Consider the following 17297-nt stretch of genomic DNA (forward strand, 5'->3'; position numbering starts at 1 on the left):
AACAACCAGACCAACCAACCGGCCAGGCCCTCCCGGAGCAACAAGATTCAATCCTACCCGATCCGGGCGGCCGTTTTCAAATCGGCTTTCCGTTTTTCCTTTCGAGGCGCTGCAGGCCGTCCTGGCCTCAAACGGCCAGCACTCCGAGCATTTCCCGAAGGGAAGATCGAGGTTTTCCGCCTCCGCTCTGCGTTGGCGACTCGGAATACATTACCCGCGGCCCCGTCCGCGCGCAACTCGTGGAGGGCACCCGGGCGTGTCGCCTTGACCACACGAGAAGGGCCCCCACGGCGGCTGCCGTGGGGGCCCTTCTCGGCGTCCGAGCCCGCGCCTCAGCCTTCGAGGACGGCGGTGGCCACGTGCTTCTTGCCCCGCCGCACGAGGAAGTAGCGCCCGTGCAGGGCGTCCTCTACGGTCACGGCGGCGTCGGGATCGGTGATCTTGGTGTTGTTCACGTATGCGCCGCCCTCCCCGACCGTGCGCCGCGCCGCCGACTTGCTCTCCGCCAGTCCCGTGGCGACCAGAAGCTCGACGACACCGAGCTGCTCGGCCGTCACCGCCGCCGTCGTCAGCTCCGCGGTGGCCGCGGAGAGGGTGCCCTCGTCGAGGACGCCGAGGTCGCCGTTGCCGAAGAGCGCCGCGGAGGCGGCGATGACCTTCTCCGTGGCATCGACGCCGTGCACGAGGGAGGTCACCTCGAAGGCGAGGCGTCGCTGGGCCTCCCGGGCGAACGGGCGCTCGGCGACCGCGGCCTCGAGCCCCCCGATCTCGGCGCGGGTGAGGAAGGTGAACACCTTGAGGCGGTCGACCACGTCCGCATCCGAGGTGTTGAGCCAGAACTGGTAGAACGTGTACGGCGAGCACATGGCCGGATCGAGCCAGATGGCGTTGCCCTCGCTCTTGCCGAACTTGGTGCCGTCCGCGTTCGTGATCAGCGGCGTGCCGAGCGCATGGACGGTCCTGCCCTCGACTTTGCGGATCAGCTCTGTCCCGCTCGTGAGATTGCCCCACTGGTCGGAGCCGCCCGTCTCGAGCACGCACCCGTACTGGCGGTACAGCTCGAGGTAGTCCATGCCCTGCAGGATCTGGTAGCTGAACTCGGTGTAGGAGATGCCCTCGTCCGAGCTCAGGCGCGAGGCCACGGCATCCTTCCGCAGCATCGTGCCGACGCGGAAGTGCTTGCCGATCTCACGGAGGAAGTCGATGGCCGAGAGGGGCGCGGTCCAGTCGAGGTTGTTCACGATCCGTGCGGCGTTCGCCCCCTCGAAGGACAGGAAGCGGCTCACCTGCGCCTTGAGGTAGCCGACCCACTCGGCGACCGTGTCCTTGGTGTTGAGCGTCCGCTCCGCGGTGGGCCGGGGGTCGCCGATCAGCCCCGTGGAGCCCCCGACGAGGCCCAGCGGCTTGTGGCCGGCCAGCTGCAGACGGCGCAGGACAAGCAGCTGGACGAGGTTGCCCAGGTGAAGGCTCGGGGCGGTGGGATCGAACCCGCAGTAGTACGTGATCGGCTCCCCGGCGAGGAGCTCTTCGAGCTCGCCCTCGTCGGTCGAGACGTGGATGAGGCCACGCCACACGAGCTCCTGCCAGATGTTCGGGAAGCTCGGATCGTTCTTCTGGGAGTCGAGGATTGCTGTCTGCGGCACGGCCTCTACGGTATCAGCCACGCCCGTCCTTCCCCTGCTCGATGCCGGCCGGCAACGGCCCCTCCGAGATGAGCCGGAGCCGCTGCGTCGGGCGCGTCATGGCCACGTAGAGGTCGCCCACCTTGCCGTACTCGTGGTCAAGCAGGGCCGAGGGCTCCAGGACCACGACGGCGTCGAACTCGAGGCCCTTGGCCTCCCGCGGATCGAGGACCACGATGTCCTGCTCGAAGCTGCCCGCTCCCCCGCCGACCCGTGGTCCGTACACCTGGCGCAGGGCGTCCCGCGCCGCCCCGAGCAGCGGCGCCTCGGCGATGACGGCGACCAGACCGCCGTCGGCCGCCTCGAGCTCTTCGGGGAGCACCTCGAGGAGGCGGGGCACGACGGCGCCGGCTCCCACCCGTTCGACGATCGGGTCCCAGCGTCCCTCCCGCACGGCCTTGGGCGCCGAGACCACAAGCCCGGCGGCCGCGGCCATGCGCGCCGCTGCCTCGGCGATCTGGGCCGGGGTGCGGTAGTTGACCGTGAGCTCCTCGAGCGTCCAGCGGTCGCCGAAGAACGGGCGCAGGGCTCGGCCCCAGGACGACGCGCCGGCCGCCGACGAGGTCTGGGCGATGTCCCCGACGATCGTGAACGACTTGAGCGGGCAGCGGCGCACCAGCAGGCGCCACTGCATGTACGAGAGCTCCTGCGCCTCGTCGACGATGATGTGCCCGTAGGCCCACGTGCGGTCGCCGACCGCGCGCTCGGCCGCGGTGAGGCGCACCTCGGGCTCCTGCTGGAAGGCCACGAGGTCCTCGGCCTCGACCACGCCGTCGATCCCCTGCTCGCGCAGGGCAGCGTCGATGTTCTTCAGGGTCTGCTGGGCGTTCTCGAGGTCGCGCCGGCGCTCGGCCTCGCGGCGGGCCGCCTCGTGCCCCGTGGCCGCGTCGAGTTCGCCGAGCAGCTCCCACGCCTCGTCCAGCAGGGGCACGTCCGCCTCGGTCCAGGGTGCGTCCTCGGGGCGGTGCAGCAGGTCGCGCTCCTCCTCGGTGAACTCGTGGGCGACCGCGTCGAGGATGCTCCGGCGGCCCAGGAGCTCGGCGACGAGCTTCTCCGCGGTCATGGGCATCCAGCACAGGTTCACGGCCACGCGCACGTCGCGGGACTGCCGCACGTCCTCGGCGAGGTACGAGCGGTCCGTCGTGTTGCCCGAGCCGCTCGCCTCGACCTTGGACTGCAGCTGCTCGGTGAGCTCGCGCAGGAGGATCTTCACGAACGTGTTCCGGGCCTCGTTGTACGGCTTGCCGGTGGCACGGGCCTTGTCCCGCGCGCGGCGGACCTGACGGGTGGTGAGCAGCAGCCGATAGCCCTCGACCTCGAGCACCCGGTCCGCGGAGGGGACCCGCTGCCGGTTCGCCACGGCGGCCGCGATGAGCGGCACCATGCGTCGGCTCCCCTTGAGCGCGGCGATGCGGGGGTCCTTCTCCGGCACGGCCCTGATGCCGGGCATGAGCCGGCCGACGCTGGACATCACGACGCCGGTCTCGCCGAGTGAGGGCAGGACGCGTTCGATGTACTTCATGAAGGACGACGACGGGCCCACGAGCAGCACCCCGGCGCTCTTGAGGCGGTCGCGGTGCGAGTAGAGCAGGTATGCCGCCCGATGCAGGGCCACCGCGGTCTTGCCGGTGCCGGGGCCGCCCTGGACGACGAGGGCGCCGGCCATGGGGGCGCGGATGATGCGGTCCTGCTCGGCCTGGATGGTGCTGACGATGTCCGCCATGCGGCCCGTGCGCTTCGAGTTCAGCGCAGCGAGCAGCGCGCCCTCGCCCTGGTGGTGCGCGGTGCCCTCGGTGAGCATGTCGGAGTCGAGGACGTCGTCCTCGATCGCGACGACCTCGCGGCCCTGCAGGATGAGGTGGCGGCGCCGGCGCACTCCCTGCCGGTCGAACGCCGTGGCCTGGTAGAAGTGGCTCGCCTCCGGGGCGCGCCAGTCGACCATCAGGCGGCGCAGGTCGTCCGTGCTCAGGCCGATGCGGCCGATGTACTGGGACTCACCGCCGTCGAGGTCGAGCCTGCCGAACACGAGGCGGTTCTCCACCGCGTCCAGCTGGGCCAGGCGGTCCTCGTACATCGCGGCGAAGGCGTCGCGTTCCGACACATTCTGGATCGAGCCGATGGCGCCGGCCTTGCGGACCGCCGCCAGCTGGCCGCGCTTCTCCTCGCGCAGCTCATCGAGTCGCGTGTACAGACCCCTGACGTAGTCCCGTTCATGGGCGAGATCGGCGTCGAGCATCCTTGCCTTCCCCTAACAAGAAAAGTTTGACCGTCCATTCTACTGCGATTCCGGTGAACGTAGCGTGCACCGGCGCGGCGGGGACGGGCGGGTCAGTCGCCGAGGCGCTGGAGCGAGTGGACGCGGTGCCCCGCGAGGGCCTCGCGGCCGCCCAGCCCTTCGAGCTCGAGCACGACTCCCACGCCCACCACGTCGCCGCCGCACCGGCCCACGAGGCGCACCGCGGCACCGACCGTGCCGCCGGTGGCGAGCACGTCGTCGAGCACGAGGACGCGGGCGCCGGGGGGGATGTCCGTGGTGTGCACCTCGAGCGCGGCCGTGCCGTACTCGAGGGCGTACTCCTCCAGGAAGGTCTCGCGCGGGAGCTTCCCCGCCTTGCGGACCGTGAGGACTCCCGTGCCGGTCGCATAGGCCGCGGCGGCGGCCAGCAGGAACCCGCGCGCCTCGATGCCGGCGACGAGGTCGAACTGGCCCACGAAGGGCGCGACGATCGCGTCGACGATGGCGCGCAGGCCCTGCGGGTCGGCGAACGCCGGGGTGAGGTCCTTGAAGATGATCCCGGGCTTCGGATAGTCCGGCACCGTCGCGCAGAGGCGGTCGAGCAGCTCCCCCACCGAGGCGCCGGGCGGGGGTGCCGCGGCGGGGTCCTGGGAGTTCGGGGTCGTCTCTGGGCTGGGTTCGTTCACGGCTCAACGTTACCGAATGTCGGTCGTCGGGCCGCCGCCCGGCACGGGGACCCGCGGGAGGCGGCCTTCACGAGGTGACCTTCAGAGGGGACGGGGCGGGCGGGCCTTCGCCGGACGGTACGGCGAGACGCTCGGCTCCCCCGGGAGCCAGAACCGCCAGGGGTAGTCGGCCGAGCCCCCCGGCCCCGCCACGCCCACGCGGGGCCCCGAGAGCACCCCGGCGGCGCGGTGGGGCGGGGGTTCGAGCCGGAACCGGCCGCCGTCGAGCGCCTCCCCGTTGTCCGCGCGGCCGATGGCGAGCGCCTGGGTGAGGCGCGCCGGGCCCCGCGCGAGGTCCGCGTCCCGCTTGGCGGCCGGGCGCCGCGACCGTGCCAGCTCGAGGCCCTCGACCACCTCTCCGCCCCTGAGCAGGCAGCCGGAAGAGCTGCCCGCCGGTCCGCACACGATGTTCGCGCAGAAGTGCATCCCGTACGTGAAGTAGACGTACAGGCGCCCCGGCGGGCCCCACATCGCCTCGTTGCGCGGGGTGCGCCCGGTGTACGAGTGCGATCCGGGGTCGGGGTGGTCGGAGTCCCGGTGCCCGCGGTAGGCCTCCACTTCGGTGAGGCGCACGGCAACGGTCCCCTCCGGCGTCGTGTGCGAGAGCACGGCACCGAGGAGGTCGGGGGCGACGGCGACAGGATCGCGCAGGAGCCAGTGGACCAGGGCGTCGAAGTCCACAGGCGCTACGCCGCGGGGAGCGCGGACGGCCACGGTCCGAGCTCGGGCAGCGGGACCGCCTGGCCGTCGCGCTCGGCGCGGACGGCGCCGTGGGAGACGGGCCGGCCGGCGAGCCACGCTGCGAGGTCCTGCAGGCGCCCGGCGAGCACGACGGCGTCGCTGCCGCCGCCGACGCGGATCTGCTCGCCGCCCGCGGGGCGCAGGACGAAGACCTGGCCCTCGGGGACGCGCGGGGCCAGGAAGTCCATCAGGTGGCGGCAGAACGCGGCAGTCCACTCCTGCTGGGTGCACCCAGTCCCGAGGTCGCTGCGGTGGACCACCAGCTCGCGCCAGAGGGCGAGCCCGGCGTCCCGCACCACGCCGTCGCGGAACCTGACCGGGGTGTCCCATTCGGCCGGCCCGAGCGCGGCGAACGCCGCGACGGCGCGGTCGACGGCCGCCCCGGTGCGCCGCCGGTGCACCTCGGCGGAGGCCCGCGCGCCGGTGTCGATGGCTCGGTCGCGGGCAGTCTTGCCGCCGTCGTAGAGGTCAGCCTGCTCGTTCCGGCGGGCGAGCTCTGCCTGCCGGGCCAGCGCCGCGGAGATCCCCTCGATGTGGGCGAGGACGTGCCCACGGGTCCATCCGGGCAGCTCGGACGGGGCAGCGACGGAGTCCTCCCCGAGGCCCCCGATCTCGTGGTGGATCCCCTCTGCCGCGGCGCGGAGGGCGGCGAGGAGCTCGGGGTCGGTCGGGGCTGCGGCGTCGGTTCCCATGCTCTCCAGCCTAGTCAGTCGGGGCCCGGGCGGGGCCTAGCCGAGGCCCTCGAAGATGTCGGTCAGGAGTGGACGGCGCCGCTCGCGCGGGGGCCAGACCTGGACGAAGTGCTCGTGCGAGGCGGCCGCGAGCCAGGCGGCGCGCGCGAGCGGGTGCTCGAACAGGGACAGCCGCTGGCTGCGGTGCTCGGCGAGCCCGGCGACGACCCGCTCGGCGACGCTGCGGGTGTCCACCCGTATGTCGACGAGCGCGTCGGGGATGCCGCGGAAGTGGTAGACCTGCGCGGGGTCCCAGGGCGGCAGCCCGCTCGAGGTGCGGGCCGCGTTGATGCGCAGCCAGGTCGATTCCTTCAGGGCCCAGTGCAGGAGCCGCTTCAGTCCGGGGCCCCCGCTGCCGGCGAGCGCGAGGAAGGCGGCGTCCGTCGCCCGGCCGATCGTGATGTGGTCCGGGTGCCCCGTCACGCCGTCCGGTCCGAAGGTGGCCACCACGTCCGGGCGCTCTTCCTCCAGCAGGGCCCGGATGCGTGCTGTCAGCCCGTCGAAGTCGGCGTCGCAGAGGCATCCGTCCTCGTAGCCGAGCCATTCGTGGCGATCGGGTCCGCGCCCGTGGGCGGACCACGCCCGCGCGTCCTCGCCGCGGCGGTACTGCCCGAGGTCGGCGCGCGTCGTCGCGGTCCCCGGCGCGATCATCCCCCCGGCCCCGTCCGTCGCATGGACGAGGGCGAACCGGAACCCCGGCTCGGCGGCGTGGAGGGCGATCGAGCCGGCGATGCCGATGGCGTCGTCGTCAGGGTGCGCCACGACGAGCATGAGGGTGCGCGGGGGCACGCACTGATGATGCGCCGAGGCGGCCGCCCCGGGAAGGGACGGCCGCCTCGGAGTTGCGCGCGGTGGTCAGGCGGCGAAGGCCCGGGCGTCGGCGAGCTGCGCCCTGAGGGCGTCCAGCTGGCGGGCGACGGCCGACGGCGCCGTACCGCCCTGGGCGCTCCGGCTTGCCAGGGACCCCTCCGTGGAGAGCACGGAGCGGACCTCGGGGGTCAGCGCGGGGCTGATCGCCGCGTACTCCTCGTCCGTGAGGTCCCACAGCTCGACCCCCCGCGACTCCGCCTGCTTGACGGCGGCCCCGGAGAGCTCGTGGGCCTCCCGGAAGGGCACCCCCTGGCGCACGAGCCACTCGGCGATGTCGGTCGCGAGGGCGAACCCCTGCGGAGCCAGGGAGGCCATGCGCTCGGTGTTGAAGACGAGCGTGGCGACCATGCCGGAAACGGCCGGGAGAAGGAGCTCGAGCGTGTCCGCGGCGTCGAAGACCGGCTCCTTGTCCTCCTGCAGGTCGCGGTTGTACGCGAGCGGGAGGCCCTTGAGGGTCGCAAGCAGGCCCGTGAGGTCGCCGATGAGGCGGCCGGCCTTGCCGCGCGCGAGCTCGGCCACGTCCGGGTTCTTCTTCTGCGGCATGATGCTCGACCCGGTCGAGTACGCATCGTCCAGGGTCACGAAGGAGAACTCCTTCGTGGCCCAGAGGATGACCTCCTCGGAGATGCGGGAGAGGTCCACGCCGATCATCGCCGCGACCCACGCGAACTCGGCGAAGACGTCGCGCGAGGCGGTACCGTCGATCGAGTTGTGCACCGCGGAGTCGAAGCCGAGGTCCTCGGCGACGGCCTCGGGGTCGAGGCCGAGGGACGAGCCCGCGAGCGCGCCCGAGCCGTAGGGGGAGACGGCCGCGCGGCGGTCCCAGTCCTGCAGGCGCTGCACGTCGCGCAGCAGCGCCCAGGCATGGGCGAGGAGGTGGTGGCTGAGCAGCACCGGCTGGGCGTGCTGGAGGTGCGTCCGGCCGGGCATAGCGGCCTCCGGATGCGCCTCGGCCTGGGCCACGAGCGCGTCGACCGCAGCCAGGACGCCGCGGGCGATCACCCGCGCGTGGTCGCGCAGGAACATCCGCCCGAGGGTGGCCACCTGGTCGTTGCGCGAGCGCCCGGCCCGCAGCTTGCCGCCCAGATGGACCCCCGCACGCTCGATGAGGCCTCGCTCGAGCGAGCCGTGCACGTCCTCGTCCGACTCGGCCGGGACGTAGGCTCCGGACGCCACATCGGCGTCCAGCCGGTCCAGCGCATCCAGCATGCCGGCGAGCTCGGCATCGTCCAGCAGCCCCGCGCGGTGCAGGACCCTGGCGTGGGCCCGGGAGCCGGCGATGTCATAGCGGGCCAGCCGCCAGTCGAAGTGCGTGGACTTGCTCAGCGCGGCGAGCGCGTCCGCCGGTCCCCCGGCGAAGCGGCCGCCCCAGAGCGCGCCCTCGTTCGTCCCGTGCTGCTGCGACGCTCCGCTCTCCTCAGCCACCCTCGCTCACTCCCCCGCGGCGCGCTGGTCGCGGGTCGAGGCCACCTTGGAGGACATGCCCCAGATGTCGATGAAGCCCTTCGCGTTCGACTGGTCGAACGTGTCGCCGGTGTCGTAGGTGGCGAGGTTGAAGTCGTACAGCGAGGTGTCCGAGCGGCGGCCGTTCACCACCGCGGTGCCGCCGTGCAGGACCATGCGGATGTCGCCGGAGACGTACTTCTGCGAGTCGTCGATGAAGACGTCGAGGGCGCGCTTGAGCGGGGAGAACCACTGACCGTCGTAGACGAGCTCGCTCCAGCGGCGGTCCACCCCCGCCTTGAAGCGTGCGTGCTCGCGCTCGATCGTGATGTCCTCGAGGTGCTTGTGCGCGGTGATGAGGGCCATCGCGCCGGGGGCCTCGTAGATCTCGCGGGACTTGATCCCCACGAGCCGGTCCTCGACCACGTCGATGCGGCCCACACCCTGGGCGCCGGCGCGGCGGTTGAGCTCCTGGATGATCTGCAGCGGGGTCATCGCCACGCCGTCGAGCGCCGTCGGCACGCCCTGGACGAAGGTGATCGTCACCTCGTCGGGGGCCGGGGGGAACTCCGGCGTGGCCGTGTAGTCGTAGATGTCCTTGGTGGGGGCGTTCCAGATGTCCTCGAGGTAGCCCGTCTCCACGGCGCGGCCCCACACGTTCTGGTCGATCGAGTAGGGGTTCTTCTTCGTGGTCACGATCGGGAGGTGCTTCTCCTCCGCGTAGGCGATCGCCTTGTCGCGGGTGAGGGCCAGGTCCCGGACCGGGGCGATGCACTTCAGGTCGGGGCCGAGGGTCTGGATGCCGACCTCGAAGCGGACCTGGTCGTTGCCCTTGCCGGTGCAGCCGTGCGCCACCGTGGTCGCGCCGAACTCGCGGGCGGCCTTGACCAGGTGCTTGACGATCACCGGGCGGGAGATCGCGGAGACGAGCGGGTAGTGGCCCTGGTAGAGGCCGTTCGCCTTGAGGGTGGGCATGCAGTACTCGTCCGCGAACTCGTCGCGCGCATCGGCGACGTAGGCCTCGACGGCGCCGCAGCCCAGGGCGCGCTGGCGGACGGTCTCCATGTTCTCGCCGCCCTGGCCGACGTCGACCGCGACGGCGACGACCTCGGCGCCGGTCGCGTCGGCGATCCAGCCGATCGCGACGGAAGTGTCCAGACCGCCCGAGTAGGCGAGGACGATGCGATCCTTCACGGTGTTCTCCTTCAGCACGGGAATGCATGGCGGCATGGCCAGCACGAATTGTTATGCATCAGTCTACATAGATATGCATAGACCGCAATCTGGGCCGAGAGGCACTGGAGGCATTCTCCGCCGTCCGCCGGCCCGTCGTACAGCGCTTGGCAGCGGGCCGGGTCCGGTGCGAGGGTGGTCCCATGCTGCCCCGGCCCACCTCCTCCCCCGGCGGGACCGCGTGACGGGTCCCCTCGCCGTCGTCCGTCCCGAGCGTCCCGGGGACTTCCCCGCCGTCCGCGCCGTGACCGCGGCGGCGTTCGCCCACGCCGCGCATTCCGCGCCGCCCGTGGACGAGACCGAGGATCCGGGCGAGGCGGCGCTCGTCGCGTGGCTCCGCGCCGATGCCGGGTACCTGCCGTGGCTGGCCCTCGTCGCCGAGGAAGGGGGCGCCGTCGTCGGCCACGCCATCACGACCCGGGGGTGGATCGACACAGCCGGCCGCGACCCGGTGCCGGCGCTGGGGCTCGGGCCGATCTCCGTGCGGCCGGACCGGCAGGGCCGGGGCATCGGCGCGGCCCTGCTCGAGGCGACCGTCCTCGCCGCCGAGGACCGGAGGGAGCGGCTCATCGCGCTCCTCGGCGATCCCGCGTACTACGGCGCCCACGGCTGGGAGCCTGCCTCCCGGCACGGCATCGCCGCACCGGACCCGGCATGGGGCGAGCTGTTCCAGGTCCGCCTGCTCCCGGCGCACGACGGCGCGCGGGGCACCTTCCGCTACGCCGCGCCGTTCGCGCGGTTCGGGTAGCCGCGGCTGTGCTGGCGCGAGAGGATGGGGCGATGTCCCGCGAGAGGTTCATGCGCATCGACAGCCCCGAGTTCCAGGCGATGAGCGAGCGGGTGCTGCGCGTCACCGAGCTGACCTCCCGGCTGAACGTCCTGCCGTTCGACGACGAGGAGGGCAAGGCCGCGCTCTTCGAGCAGATCCTGGGCCGTCCGCTTCCGCCGCGTGTGACGGTCTACCCGCCTTTCTACACCGACCACGGCCTGGGGCTCGAACTCGCGGAGCGGGTGTTCATCAACCAGAACTGCACGTTCCTGGACTATGCCGGGATCCGGCTGGCAGAACGCGTGATGGTCGGGCCCGGGGCCACGTTCATCACGAACGGCCACCCGGTCGATCCCGCCGAGCGGCGGCAGTGGCTGACCGGGGCGCCCATCGATGTGGCGGAGAACGTGTGGATCGGCGCCGGCGCCACCATCCTGCCCGGCGTCAGCATCGGGCAGGACGCCGTCATCGCAGCGGGCGCCGTCGTGGCCGACGACGTCCCACCGGCCACCCTGGTGACGGGCCCGAAGGGCACCGTGCGCCGGCAGTGGTGATCCACGGCGGCCGGCCTCCCCTGGCGCGCGTCGTGGCAGAGCCGCGGTTCAGGCGCGCGCCACGACCGTGCGCATGACGCAGTTCTTGCTGCCCTTGGGGCGCACGTACTCGAACCCCGCGGCCTCGAAGAGCCGCCGCGTGCCGTTGTAGAGCACCGCCTGGCGTGCGCCGCCGGTGTCGTGCGGATAGCCCTCGACCACGCCGCCGCCCGCCTCCGCAATCAGCCGCAGCGCGCCCCGGACGGCGACCGCAGAGAGGCCGCGGTGGCGGTGGCTCCCGTCGACGAAGATGCACGTGAGCCGGTAGTCCGGCAGCACGTCGAGCTCGGCCTCGTACTGCTTGCGGTGGTAGATGTTCGGCAGCTCCTCCGGCGTGCCGTACTCGCACCACGCGACGGCCTCCCCGCCCTGCAGGACGAGCGCCGCGTGCGCCCGGCCCTCGTCGACCAGGCGGCGCTTCTGGGTGCGGTTGTCCTCCTCGGCGAGCCGCTTCTCGGCGTAGAAGGTCTGGAACCACATGCACCAGCACCCGCCGAAGACGCCGTTGTTGCGCCCGGCCAGGTCCGCGAAGGCATCCCAGGTCGCTGGGCCGAGTGCCACGACGGTGAGGCCGCCGGGCTCCGCCCCTGCCGTGACGATGCCGGGGATGTCCACCGCCTCAGGCTAGGACGCGTGCCAGGCCCTGTACATGCCCCGCCGGCGGCACTGCCACGGCCGCGGGCGCCGGTCCCGTCAGTACTCGCCCTTGATCACGAAGTACGAGCCCCGGATCTCGCCGGCGAGCTTGGACTTCTGGCGGGCGAACTTGAAGGTGCCCGCGAGCTCCTCCGGGACCTCCATCCCCTGGGAGAGCTTGAAGCCCACCGCGCGCTTGCCGCCGTCCTCGAGGGAGTACATGACGTTGATCGAGAGGCCCGACTCATAGAACACATAAGCCATCCTGAGGCCGTCCACCTCGAACGAGGTGACCTCCAGGGGGCGGGAGGCGATGGTGAGGCTGCGCTCCTCGGCGAGGATCCGCTGGATCCACTCCAGGGTCTCGGGTGCCTCGCTGGCCGGGCTGACGGTGAAGTCGTGGTCGTACTTGTTCTTGAAGTAGCGGGACTCGTTGGCCCTCAGCCCGGCCAGGGCCTCCGCGACGGGGGACGATTCGAGTCCCACGGTGGACACGTCCTTGAAATCTACGGTGTACGGCATCTGTCGCTCCTCGAAGTGGTCCTTGCACCGCCCACACTACGGCCGGACCCACGACGCCCCTTCTCGATTCCTGATCGATCGGATGCCGCTGTAGCAGAATGCAGCCATGACGGACCTCACCGACGCCAAGGACGCGCTCAGGCACTACCTCCAGGAGGCCCGCGAGGCGCTCCTGTGGAAACTCGAGGGGCTGGGCGAGCGGGAGCTGAGGATGCCGCGCACGCCGACCGGCACCAACCTGCTCGGCATCGTCAAGCATGCGGCGAACGTGGAGATCGGGTACTTCGGCGACACGTTCGGCCGTCCGTGGCCCACGCCCCCAGGAGCGGGTCTCGGACGCCGAGGTCGACGCGGACCCGCAGGCCGACTGGTACGCGACGGAGCACGAGAGCGCGGCCGGCATCGTCGACCTCTATCGTCGCGTCTGGGCGTTCGCCGACGCCACCATCGATGCCCTGCCCCTGGAGGCCACCGGCCGGGTGCCCTGGTGGCCCCAGGAGAAGAGCGAGGTGACCCTCGGCCGCGTCCTCGTGCACGTCCTCACAGACCTCGCCCGGCACGCCGGCCACACCGACATCCTCCGCGAATCGGTCGACGGCGAGGCGGGCCTCGTCGCGGACAGCAGCAACCTCCCGGACCAGGACTGGTCCGAGTACGTGCAGAAGCTCACCGCGCTGGCCCAGCGGTTCTGACCGGCCAACCTCGTCCGCCAGAAGATCGACCGCCCGCCCCGCGGGGCGGTAGCCGAGCGCCAGGGCCGCTGGGCCACCATGCCGATGAGGGCCGCGACGTGGGCGCCGTGTGGGCCGGGAGGTCCACCAAGGTGCCGTTGCCTGCCAAGCGCCCGATACCGCCGGTGCCTTCCCGCTCCCCTTGGTGGAAGCGCACCCCGCGCTAGGGACCGATCCGCTGGGCCAGGGCCACGAGGATCCCCTCCGGGCCGCGCACGTACGCCATGCGCCAGACGTTCTCGTACTCGCCCACGCCGCCGACCAGGCCGTAGCCGTCCGCGGCCAGCCGCTCGACGGCGGCCGGGAGGTCCTCGACCTCGAAGGCCACATTGCGCAGCCCCACTTCGGTGGACATCGCGCCGGGTGAACCCGGCTCGTGGGCGGGCCGGACGAAGCTGGAGAGCTCCACCCCGGCACCGCCGTCGGGCGGCCGGAGCATGACGATCTCGCTGCGCGAGCCGGGGATGCCGATGACCGTGTCCACGAACTCGCCCTCCATGGCCGTCCGGCCCTCGACCTCGAGGCCCAGGCCGACGAAGAATGCCGTGGCCGCGTCGAGGTCCGCCACGGTGATGCCCACGTGGTCGAGGCGCTGCACCCGGCCCACGGCTCAGGCCCCCTGGGAGGCCAGTTCGAGGAAGCGCGCGGCGACGGCCTCTCCCCCGGACGGGTCGCGGGTGACGATCATGACCGTGTCGTCCCCGGCGATGGTGCCCAGGATCGAGGGGATCACCGAATGGTCGATCGCGAGCGCCAGGAAGTTCGCCGCGCCGGGCGGGGTGCGCAGCACCACGATGTTGGCACTCGACTCGGCGGTCACGAGCAGGTCGGCGCACAGCTTCGCGAGCCGCGCGTCGAGGACCTCGGGCGCCTGCCCCAGGCGGGGGCTGCGGTCCCCTCCCTCGCCCCGCACCGCGTACACGAGGCCGCCGTCGGCGCCGCGGACCCGGACGGCCCCGATCTCCACGAGGTCGCGGGAGAGGGTCGCCTGGGTGACCTGCACGCCGTCGTCCGCGAGGAGCGCGGCGAGCTCGGCCTGCGAGCGCACCGGCTGCCCCGCCAGGAGCGCGCGGATGCGCGCCTGGCGGGCGGCCTTTGTCTGCGGGGCGGCGCCCGGAACCGCTGTCATGGTCACCGTCTCGTCAGAGGGCCGGGAGGCCCTCGACCACGGCCTGGCCCGAGTAGTGCAGGACCCACGCGAGGAGGGCCTTCTGGGCGTGCAGGCGGTTCTCGGCCTCGTCCCACACGACCGACTGGGGGCCGTCGATGACCTCTGCGGCCACCTCGTAGCCGCGGTAGGCCGGGAGGCAGTGGAGGAACACGGCGCCGGGGGCGGCCGTGGCCATCGCCGCGGCGTCGACCGAGTAGTCGCGGAAGAGGGACAGGCGCGCCTCCTTCTCCGCCTCCTGGCCCATCGAGACCCAGGTGTCCGTGGTGACCACGTCGGCGCCCTCGAGGGCGGCGACGGGGTCCACCGTGACGAGCACCGATCCGCCGGTCTGGGCGGCGACGGCCTCGGCCTCGGCGACGACCTCGGCGGCGGGGAGGTAGCCCTCGGGCCCGGCGATGCGCACGTGCATGCCCGCCGTCACTCCGGCGAGGAGGTAGGAATTGGCCATGTTGTTCGCCGCGTCGCCGAGGTAGGCCATCGACAGGCCCGCGAGCTCGCCCTTGTGCTCCTTGACCGTGAGCAGGTCCGCGAGGAGCTGGCACGGGTGGTAGTCGTCGCACAGCGCGTTGACCACGGGCACGCGGGAGTTCGCGGCCATGTCGACCAGGCCCTGGTGGGCTCCGGTGCGCCACACGATCGCGGCGACCATGCGCTCGAGGACCCTGGCCGTGTCCTCGACCGACTCCTTGTGCCCGATCTGGCTCTCGCCCGGGTTGATGATGAGCGGGGTCCCGCCCATGTCGGAGACGCCGGTGGAGAAGGAGACGCGGGTGCGGGTGGAGGTCTTGTCGAAGATGACGGCGACCGTCTTGCGGCCGGCGCCCTCGGCGGCGAGCGGCTGCACCGAGTACGGCGCTGCCTTCATCCGCACGGCGAGGTCGAGGACCTCGGCCTGCTCGGCGGGGCTGAGGTCGGTGTCCTTGAGGAAGTGCCGGGTGGTCACTTCGCCTCCTTCAGGGTGGTGGCGGCTGCTGCGACGAGCGCGGGCAGCGCGGCGACGAACGTATCGGCCTGCTCGGCCGTGAGGATGAGGGGCGGGGCCAGGCGGATGGTGCGCGGGCCCGGCGCGTTGACGATGAAGCCCGCGTCGAGGGCGGCGTCGACGACGGCGCCGGCCAGGTTCGCGCCGTCGGGCACCCCGGCGGGGGTCGCCAGGTCGACGCCGATGAGCAGGCCGCGTCCGCGGACCTCGGCGACCTCCGGCAGGTCCGCGAGCGCGTCGCGCAGGCGCTCTCCCACGGCACGGACATTGGCGAGGACGCCCTGGGTCTCGATCGCGTGCAGGGTGGCGAGCGCGGCCGCCGTCGCAACGGGGTTCCCGCCGAACGTGGTGCCGTGCTGGCCGGCGGTGAGGCGGGCGCTGTTCTCCTCCCCGAACGTCACGAGGGCGCCGATCGGGAAGCCGCCGCCGAGGCCCTTGGCGAGGGTGACGGCGTCGGGCACGATCCCCGCGCCCTCGATCGCGAGCCACGTGCCGGTGCGGCCCATGCCGGTCTGGACCTCGTCGATGATCAGGAGGGCGCCGGCGTCGCGGGTGATCTTCCGGGCCGCGGCGAGGTAGCCGGGCGGGAGGGGCACGACGCCGGCCTCGCCCTGGATCGGCTCGAGGAAGACGGCCTGCGTGGTCCCGCCCACTGCGGCCGCGAGGGCGTCGACGTCGCCGAACGGCACGTGGACCACGCCGCCGGGAAGGGGCTCGAACGGCTCGCGGTAGGCCTTCTTCGCCGTGAGGGCCAGGGCTCCCATGGTGCGGCCGTGGAAGGCGCCCTCGAGGGCGACGACCTTGGTCCGGGGCTGCTCGGCGGTGCCGGCGTTGCGGCGGGCCAGCTTGAACGCGGCCTCGTTGGCCTCGGTCCCGGAGTTCGCAAAGAACACCTTCGACCCGGCCGGGGCGCCGGTGACCTCGAGGAGCTTCTCGGCCAGGGCCACCTGGGTGGGGCTCGTGAAGAAGTTCGAGACGTGCCCGAGCGTGGCCAGCTGCGAGGAGATCACGGACGTGACGAACGGGTGGGCGTGGCCGAGGGCGTTGACGGCGATGCCGCCGAGGAGGTCGAGGTACTGCTTCCCGTCGGCGTCCCACACGTAGCAGCCCTGGCCGCGGACGAGGACGCGCTGCGGCGTCCCGAACACGCCCATGAGCGAGTCCGAGTAGCGGGAGAGCCACTCGCTCCCGCTCGAGGTCCCCGCCAGCTCGGACGCGGGGCGGACCTCCGGACGGCTCTCGGTGGTGTTCGTGCTGTCCTGGCTCATGCGCGCGTTCCTTCCCCGTCGGGGACCACCTGGGTCCCGACGCCGGCGTTCGTGAAGATCTCGAGGAGCATGGTGTGCGGGCTGCGGCCGTCCACGATCGCGGCGCGGTCGACCCCCTCGGTGACGGCCTTGAGGCACGCGGCCATCTTCGGGATCATGCCCGAGGCGAGGCCCGGCAGCATCTCGCGCAGCTCGGAGGCGGAGATCTGGGAGACGAGCGAGTCCCGGTCGGGCCAGTTGCGGTAGAGGCCCTCGACGTCGGTGAGGATCACGAGGCGCGAGGCGCCGAGCGCCACCGCGACCGCCGCGGCGGCCGTGTCCGCGTTGACGTTGAGGACCTGGCCGGTGGGCTGGTAGAGAGCGCCGTCGGCCGCCTCTGCGTCCTCGACCTCGGGCGCGACGCCGGAGATCACGGGGATGCGGCCGGCCTCGAGGATGTCCAGGACGGCGCCGGGCTCGACGCCGACCACCTCGCCGACGAGGCCGAGGTCCACCTCCTCGCCGTCCACGACCGCGCCGGTGCGGACGGCACGGAGCAGGCCCGCGTCCTCGCCCGAGAGGCCCACGGCGTAGGGGCCATGGGAGTTGATCAGGCCCACGAGCTCGCGGCCCACCTGGCCGGTGAGGACCATGCGGACGATGTCCATGGCCTCGGGGGTCGTGACGCGCAGCCCTCCCTTGAACTCGCTCTCGATGCCCACCCGACCCAGCATCGCGCTGATCTGGGGCCCGCCGCCGTGGACCACCACGGGGCGGATGCCCACGTGGTGGAGGAACACGATGTCCTCGGCGAACGCGCGGCGGAGCTCATCGTTGACCATCGCGTTGCCGCCGTACTTGACCACCATGGTGGTGCCGGCGAACTTCTGGATCCAGGGCAGCGCCTCGATGAGGGTCTCGGCCTTGTCCATGGCGAGGCGGAGGTTGGGGCTCTGGGGGTCGGTGCGTGCGTCAGTCATGGGTC

Annotated in this window: 17 protein-coding genes and 1 pseudogene; 3 read left to right on the forward strand and 15 right to left on the reverse strand. The window is 72.4% G+C overall.

What is annotated here, in order from left to right:
* Positions 1-332: 332 nt before the first annotated feature.
* The 8 genes from tyrS to ACYVKZ_RS15890 all read right to left on the reverse strand — a co-directional run bounded on the left by tyrS (position 333) and on the right by ACYVKZ_RS15890 (position 9622).
* On the reverse strand, positions 333-1664 hold the full coding sequence (tyrS, locus tag ACYVKZ_RS15855; RefSeq protein WP_460993199.1) for a tyrosine--tRNA ligase: 1332 nt from the start codon (positions 1662-1664) through the stop codon (positions 333-335).
* Positions 1657-3918, reverse strand: a complete 2262-nt coding sequence (locus ACYVKZ_RS15860) for a HelD family protein (RefSeq protein ID WP_460993200.1) — start codon at positions 3916-3918, stop codon at positions 1657-1659. The genes tyrS and ACYVKZ_RS15860 overlap by 8 nt, the downstream gene beginning before the upstream one ends.
* Before the next feature lie 92 nt (positions 3919-4010).
* A complete protein-coding gene (locus ACYVKZ_RS15865) occupies positions 4011-4523 on the reverse strand; it encodes an adenine phosphoribosyltransferase (RefSeq protein ID WP_460993519.1) in 513 nt (170 codons plus the stop codon).
* Positions 4524-4685: 162 nt separating this feature from the next.
* The gene (locus ACYVKZ_RS15870) at positions 4686-5324 is read right to left on the reverse strand and encodes a DNA-3-methyladenine glycosylase (RefSeq protein ID WP_460993201.1); all 639 of its coding nucleotides are present in this window, start codon (positions 5322-5324) and stop codon (positions 4686-4688) included.
* 5 nt (positions 5325-5329) lie between these two features.
* Positions 5330-6076 carry a maleylpyruvate isomerase family mycothiol-dependent enzyme gene (locus ACYVKZ_RS15875; protein ID WP_460993202.1) on the reverse strand — a complete coding sequence of 249 codons (747 nt, stop codon included), beginning with the start codon at positions 6074-6076 and terminating at the stop codon, positions 5330-5332.
* 36 nt (positions 6077-6112) lie between these two features.
* Positions 6113-6904: a PIG-L deacetylase family protein gene (locus tag ACYVKZ_RS15880; RefSeq protein WP_460993203.1), complete on the reverse strand. Its 792-nt coding sequence runs from the start codon at positions 6902-6904 to the stop codon at positions 6113-6115.
* 66 nt (positions 6905-6970) lie between these two features.
* Positions 6971-8410 carry an argininosuccinate lyase gene (gene argH, locus ACYVKZ_RS15885; protein ID WP_460993204.1) on the reverse strand — a complete coding sequence of 480 codons (1440 nt, stop codon included), beginning with the start codon at positions 8408-8410 and terminating at the stop codon, positions 6971-6973.
* A 6-nt stretch (positions 8411-8416) separates the two neighbouring features.
* Positions 8417-9622 (reverse strand): argininosuccinate synthase, encoded by a 1206-nt coding sequence (locus ACYVKZ_RS15890; protein WP_460993205.1) that lies wholly within the window; start codon positions 9620-9622, stop codon positions 8417-8419.
* Between the two features lie 220 nt (positions 9623-9842).
* Between ACYVKZ_RS15890 and ACYVKZ_RS15895 the strand changes: the two genes are divergently transcribed.
* Together ACYVKZ_RS15895 and ACYVKZ_RS15900 are read left to right on the forward strand one after the other, a co-directional pair.
* On the forward strand, positions 9843-10409 hold the full coding sequence (locus tag ACYVKZ_RS15895; RefSeq protein WP_460993207.1) for a GNAT family N-acetyltransferase: 567 nt from the start codon (positions 9843-9845) through the stop codon (positions 10407-10409).
* Between the two features lie 32 nt (positions 10410-10441).
* Positions 10442-10984 carry a DapH/DapD/GlmU-related protein gene (locus ACYVKZ_RS15900; RefSeq protein ID WP_460993208.1) on the forward strand — a complete coding sequence of 181 codons (543 nt, stop codon included), beginning with the start codon at positions 10442-10444 and terminating at the stop codon, positions 10982-10984.
* 48 nt (positions 10985-11032) lie between these two features.
* Here ACYVKZ_RS15900 and ACYVKZ_RS15905 read toward each other — a convergent pair whose 3' ends face one another.
* Both ACYVKZ_RS15905 and ACYVKZ_RS15910 read right to left on the reverse strand, forming a co-directional pair.
* Positions 11033-11638: a GNAT family N-acetyltransferase gene (locus tag ACYVKZ_RS15905; RefSeq protein WP_460993209.1), complete on the reverse strand. Its 606-nt coding sequence runs from the start codon at positions 11636-11638 to the stop codon at positions 11033-11035.
* Between the two features lie 78 nt (positions 11639-11716).
* Positions 11717-12181, reverse strand: coding sequence for a phage tail protein (locus tag ACYVKZ_RS15910; RefSeq protein ID WP_460993210.1), 465 nt, complete (start codon positions 12179-12181; stop codon positions 11717-11719).
* 106 nt (positions 12182-12287) lie between these two features.
* On the opposite strand from ACYVKZ_RS15910, the pseudogene ACYVKZ_RS15915 reads away from it, so the two are divergent.
* Positions 12288-12873, forward strand: a pseudogene (locus tag ACYVKZ_RS15915) (DinB family protein).
* 202 nt (positions 12874-13075) lie between these two features.
* Here the strand turns inward: ACYVKZ_RS15915 and ACYVKZ_RS15920 are convergent.
* The 5 genes from ACYVKZ_RS15920 to argB are packed head-to-tail and all read right to left on the reverse strand — an operon-like array spanning position 13076 to position 17292.
* The gene (locus ACYVKZ_RS15920) at positions 13076-13519 is read right to left on the reverse strand and encodes a VOC family protein (protein WP_460993211.1); all 444 of its coding nucleotides are present in this window, start codon (positions 13517-13519) and stop codon (positions 13076-13078) included.
* 3 nt (positions 13520-13522) lie between these two features.
* The gene (locus tag ACYVKZ_RS15925; protein WP_307005877.1) at positions 13523-14041 is read right to left on the reverse strand and encodes an arginine repressor; all 519 of its coding nucleotides are present in this window, start codon (positions 14039-14041) and stop codon (positions 13523-13525) included.
* A gap of 13 nt (positions 14042-14054) precedes the next feature.
* The gene (gene argF / locus ACYVKZ_RS15930; protein ID WP_460993212.1) at positions 14055-15026 is read right to left on the reverse strand and encodes an ornithine carbamoyltransferase; all 972 of its coding nucleotides are present in this window, start codon (positions 15024-15026) and stop codon (positions 14055-14057) included.
* Complete coding sequence (locus ACYVKZ_RS15935) at positions 15023-16333, reverse strand: acetylornithine transaminase (RefSeq protein ID WP_460993213.1); 1311 nt, start codon at positions 16331-16333, stop codon at positions 15023-15025. The genes argF and ACYVKZ_RS15935 overlap by 4 nt, the downstream gene beginning before the upstream one ends.
* A complete protein-coding gene (gene argB, locus ACYVKZ_RS15940; protein ID WP_460993214.1) occupies positions 16330-17292 on the reverse strand; it encodes an acetylglutamate kinase in 963 nt (320 codons plus the stop codon). The genes ACYVKZ_RS15935 and argB overlap by 4 nt, the downstream gene beginning before the upstream one ends.
* Positions 17293-17297: the final 5 nt, after the last annotated feature.

Source organism: Sinomonas soli, assembly GCF_054782415.1.

Excerpts from the sequence above, each read along its gene's own strand:
- ACYVKZ_RS15860 (WP_460993200.1), bottom strand. The coding sequence starts at position 3,918 with ATGCTCGACGCCGATCTCGCCCATGAACGGGACTACGTCAGGGGTCTG.
- ACYVKZ_RS15875 (WP_460993202.1), bottom strand. The coding sequence starts at position 6,076 with ATGGGAACCGACGCCGCAGCCCCGACCGACCCCGAGCTCCTCGCCGCC.
- ACYVKZ_RS15900 (WP_460993208.1), top strand. The coding sequence starts at position 10,442 with ATGTCCCGCGAGAGGTTCATGCGCATCGACAGCCCCGAGTTCCAGGCG.
- ACYVKZ_RS15910 (WP_460993210.1), bottom strand. The coding sequence starts at position 12,181 with ATGCCGTACACCGTAGATTTCAAGGACGTGTCCACCGTGGGACTCGAA.
- ACYVKZ_RS15925 (WP_307005877.1), bottom strand. The coding sequence starts at position 14,041 with ATGACAGCGGTTCCGGGCGCCGCCCCGCAGACAAAGGCCGCCCGCCAG.
- ACYVKZ_RS15935 (WP_460993213.1), bottom strand. The coding sequence starts at position 16,333 with ATGAGCCAGGACAGCACGAACACCACCGAGAGCCGTCCGGAGGTCCGC.
- argB (WP_460993214.1), bottom strand. The coding sequence starts at position 17,292 with ATGACTGACGCACGCACCGACCCCCAGAGCCCCAACCTCCGCCTCGCC.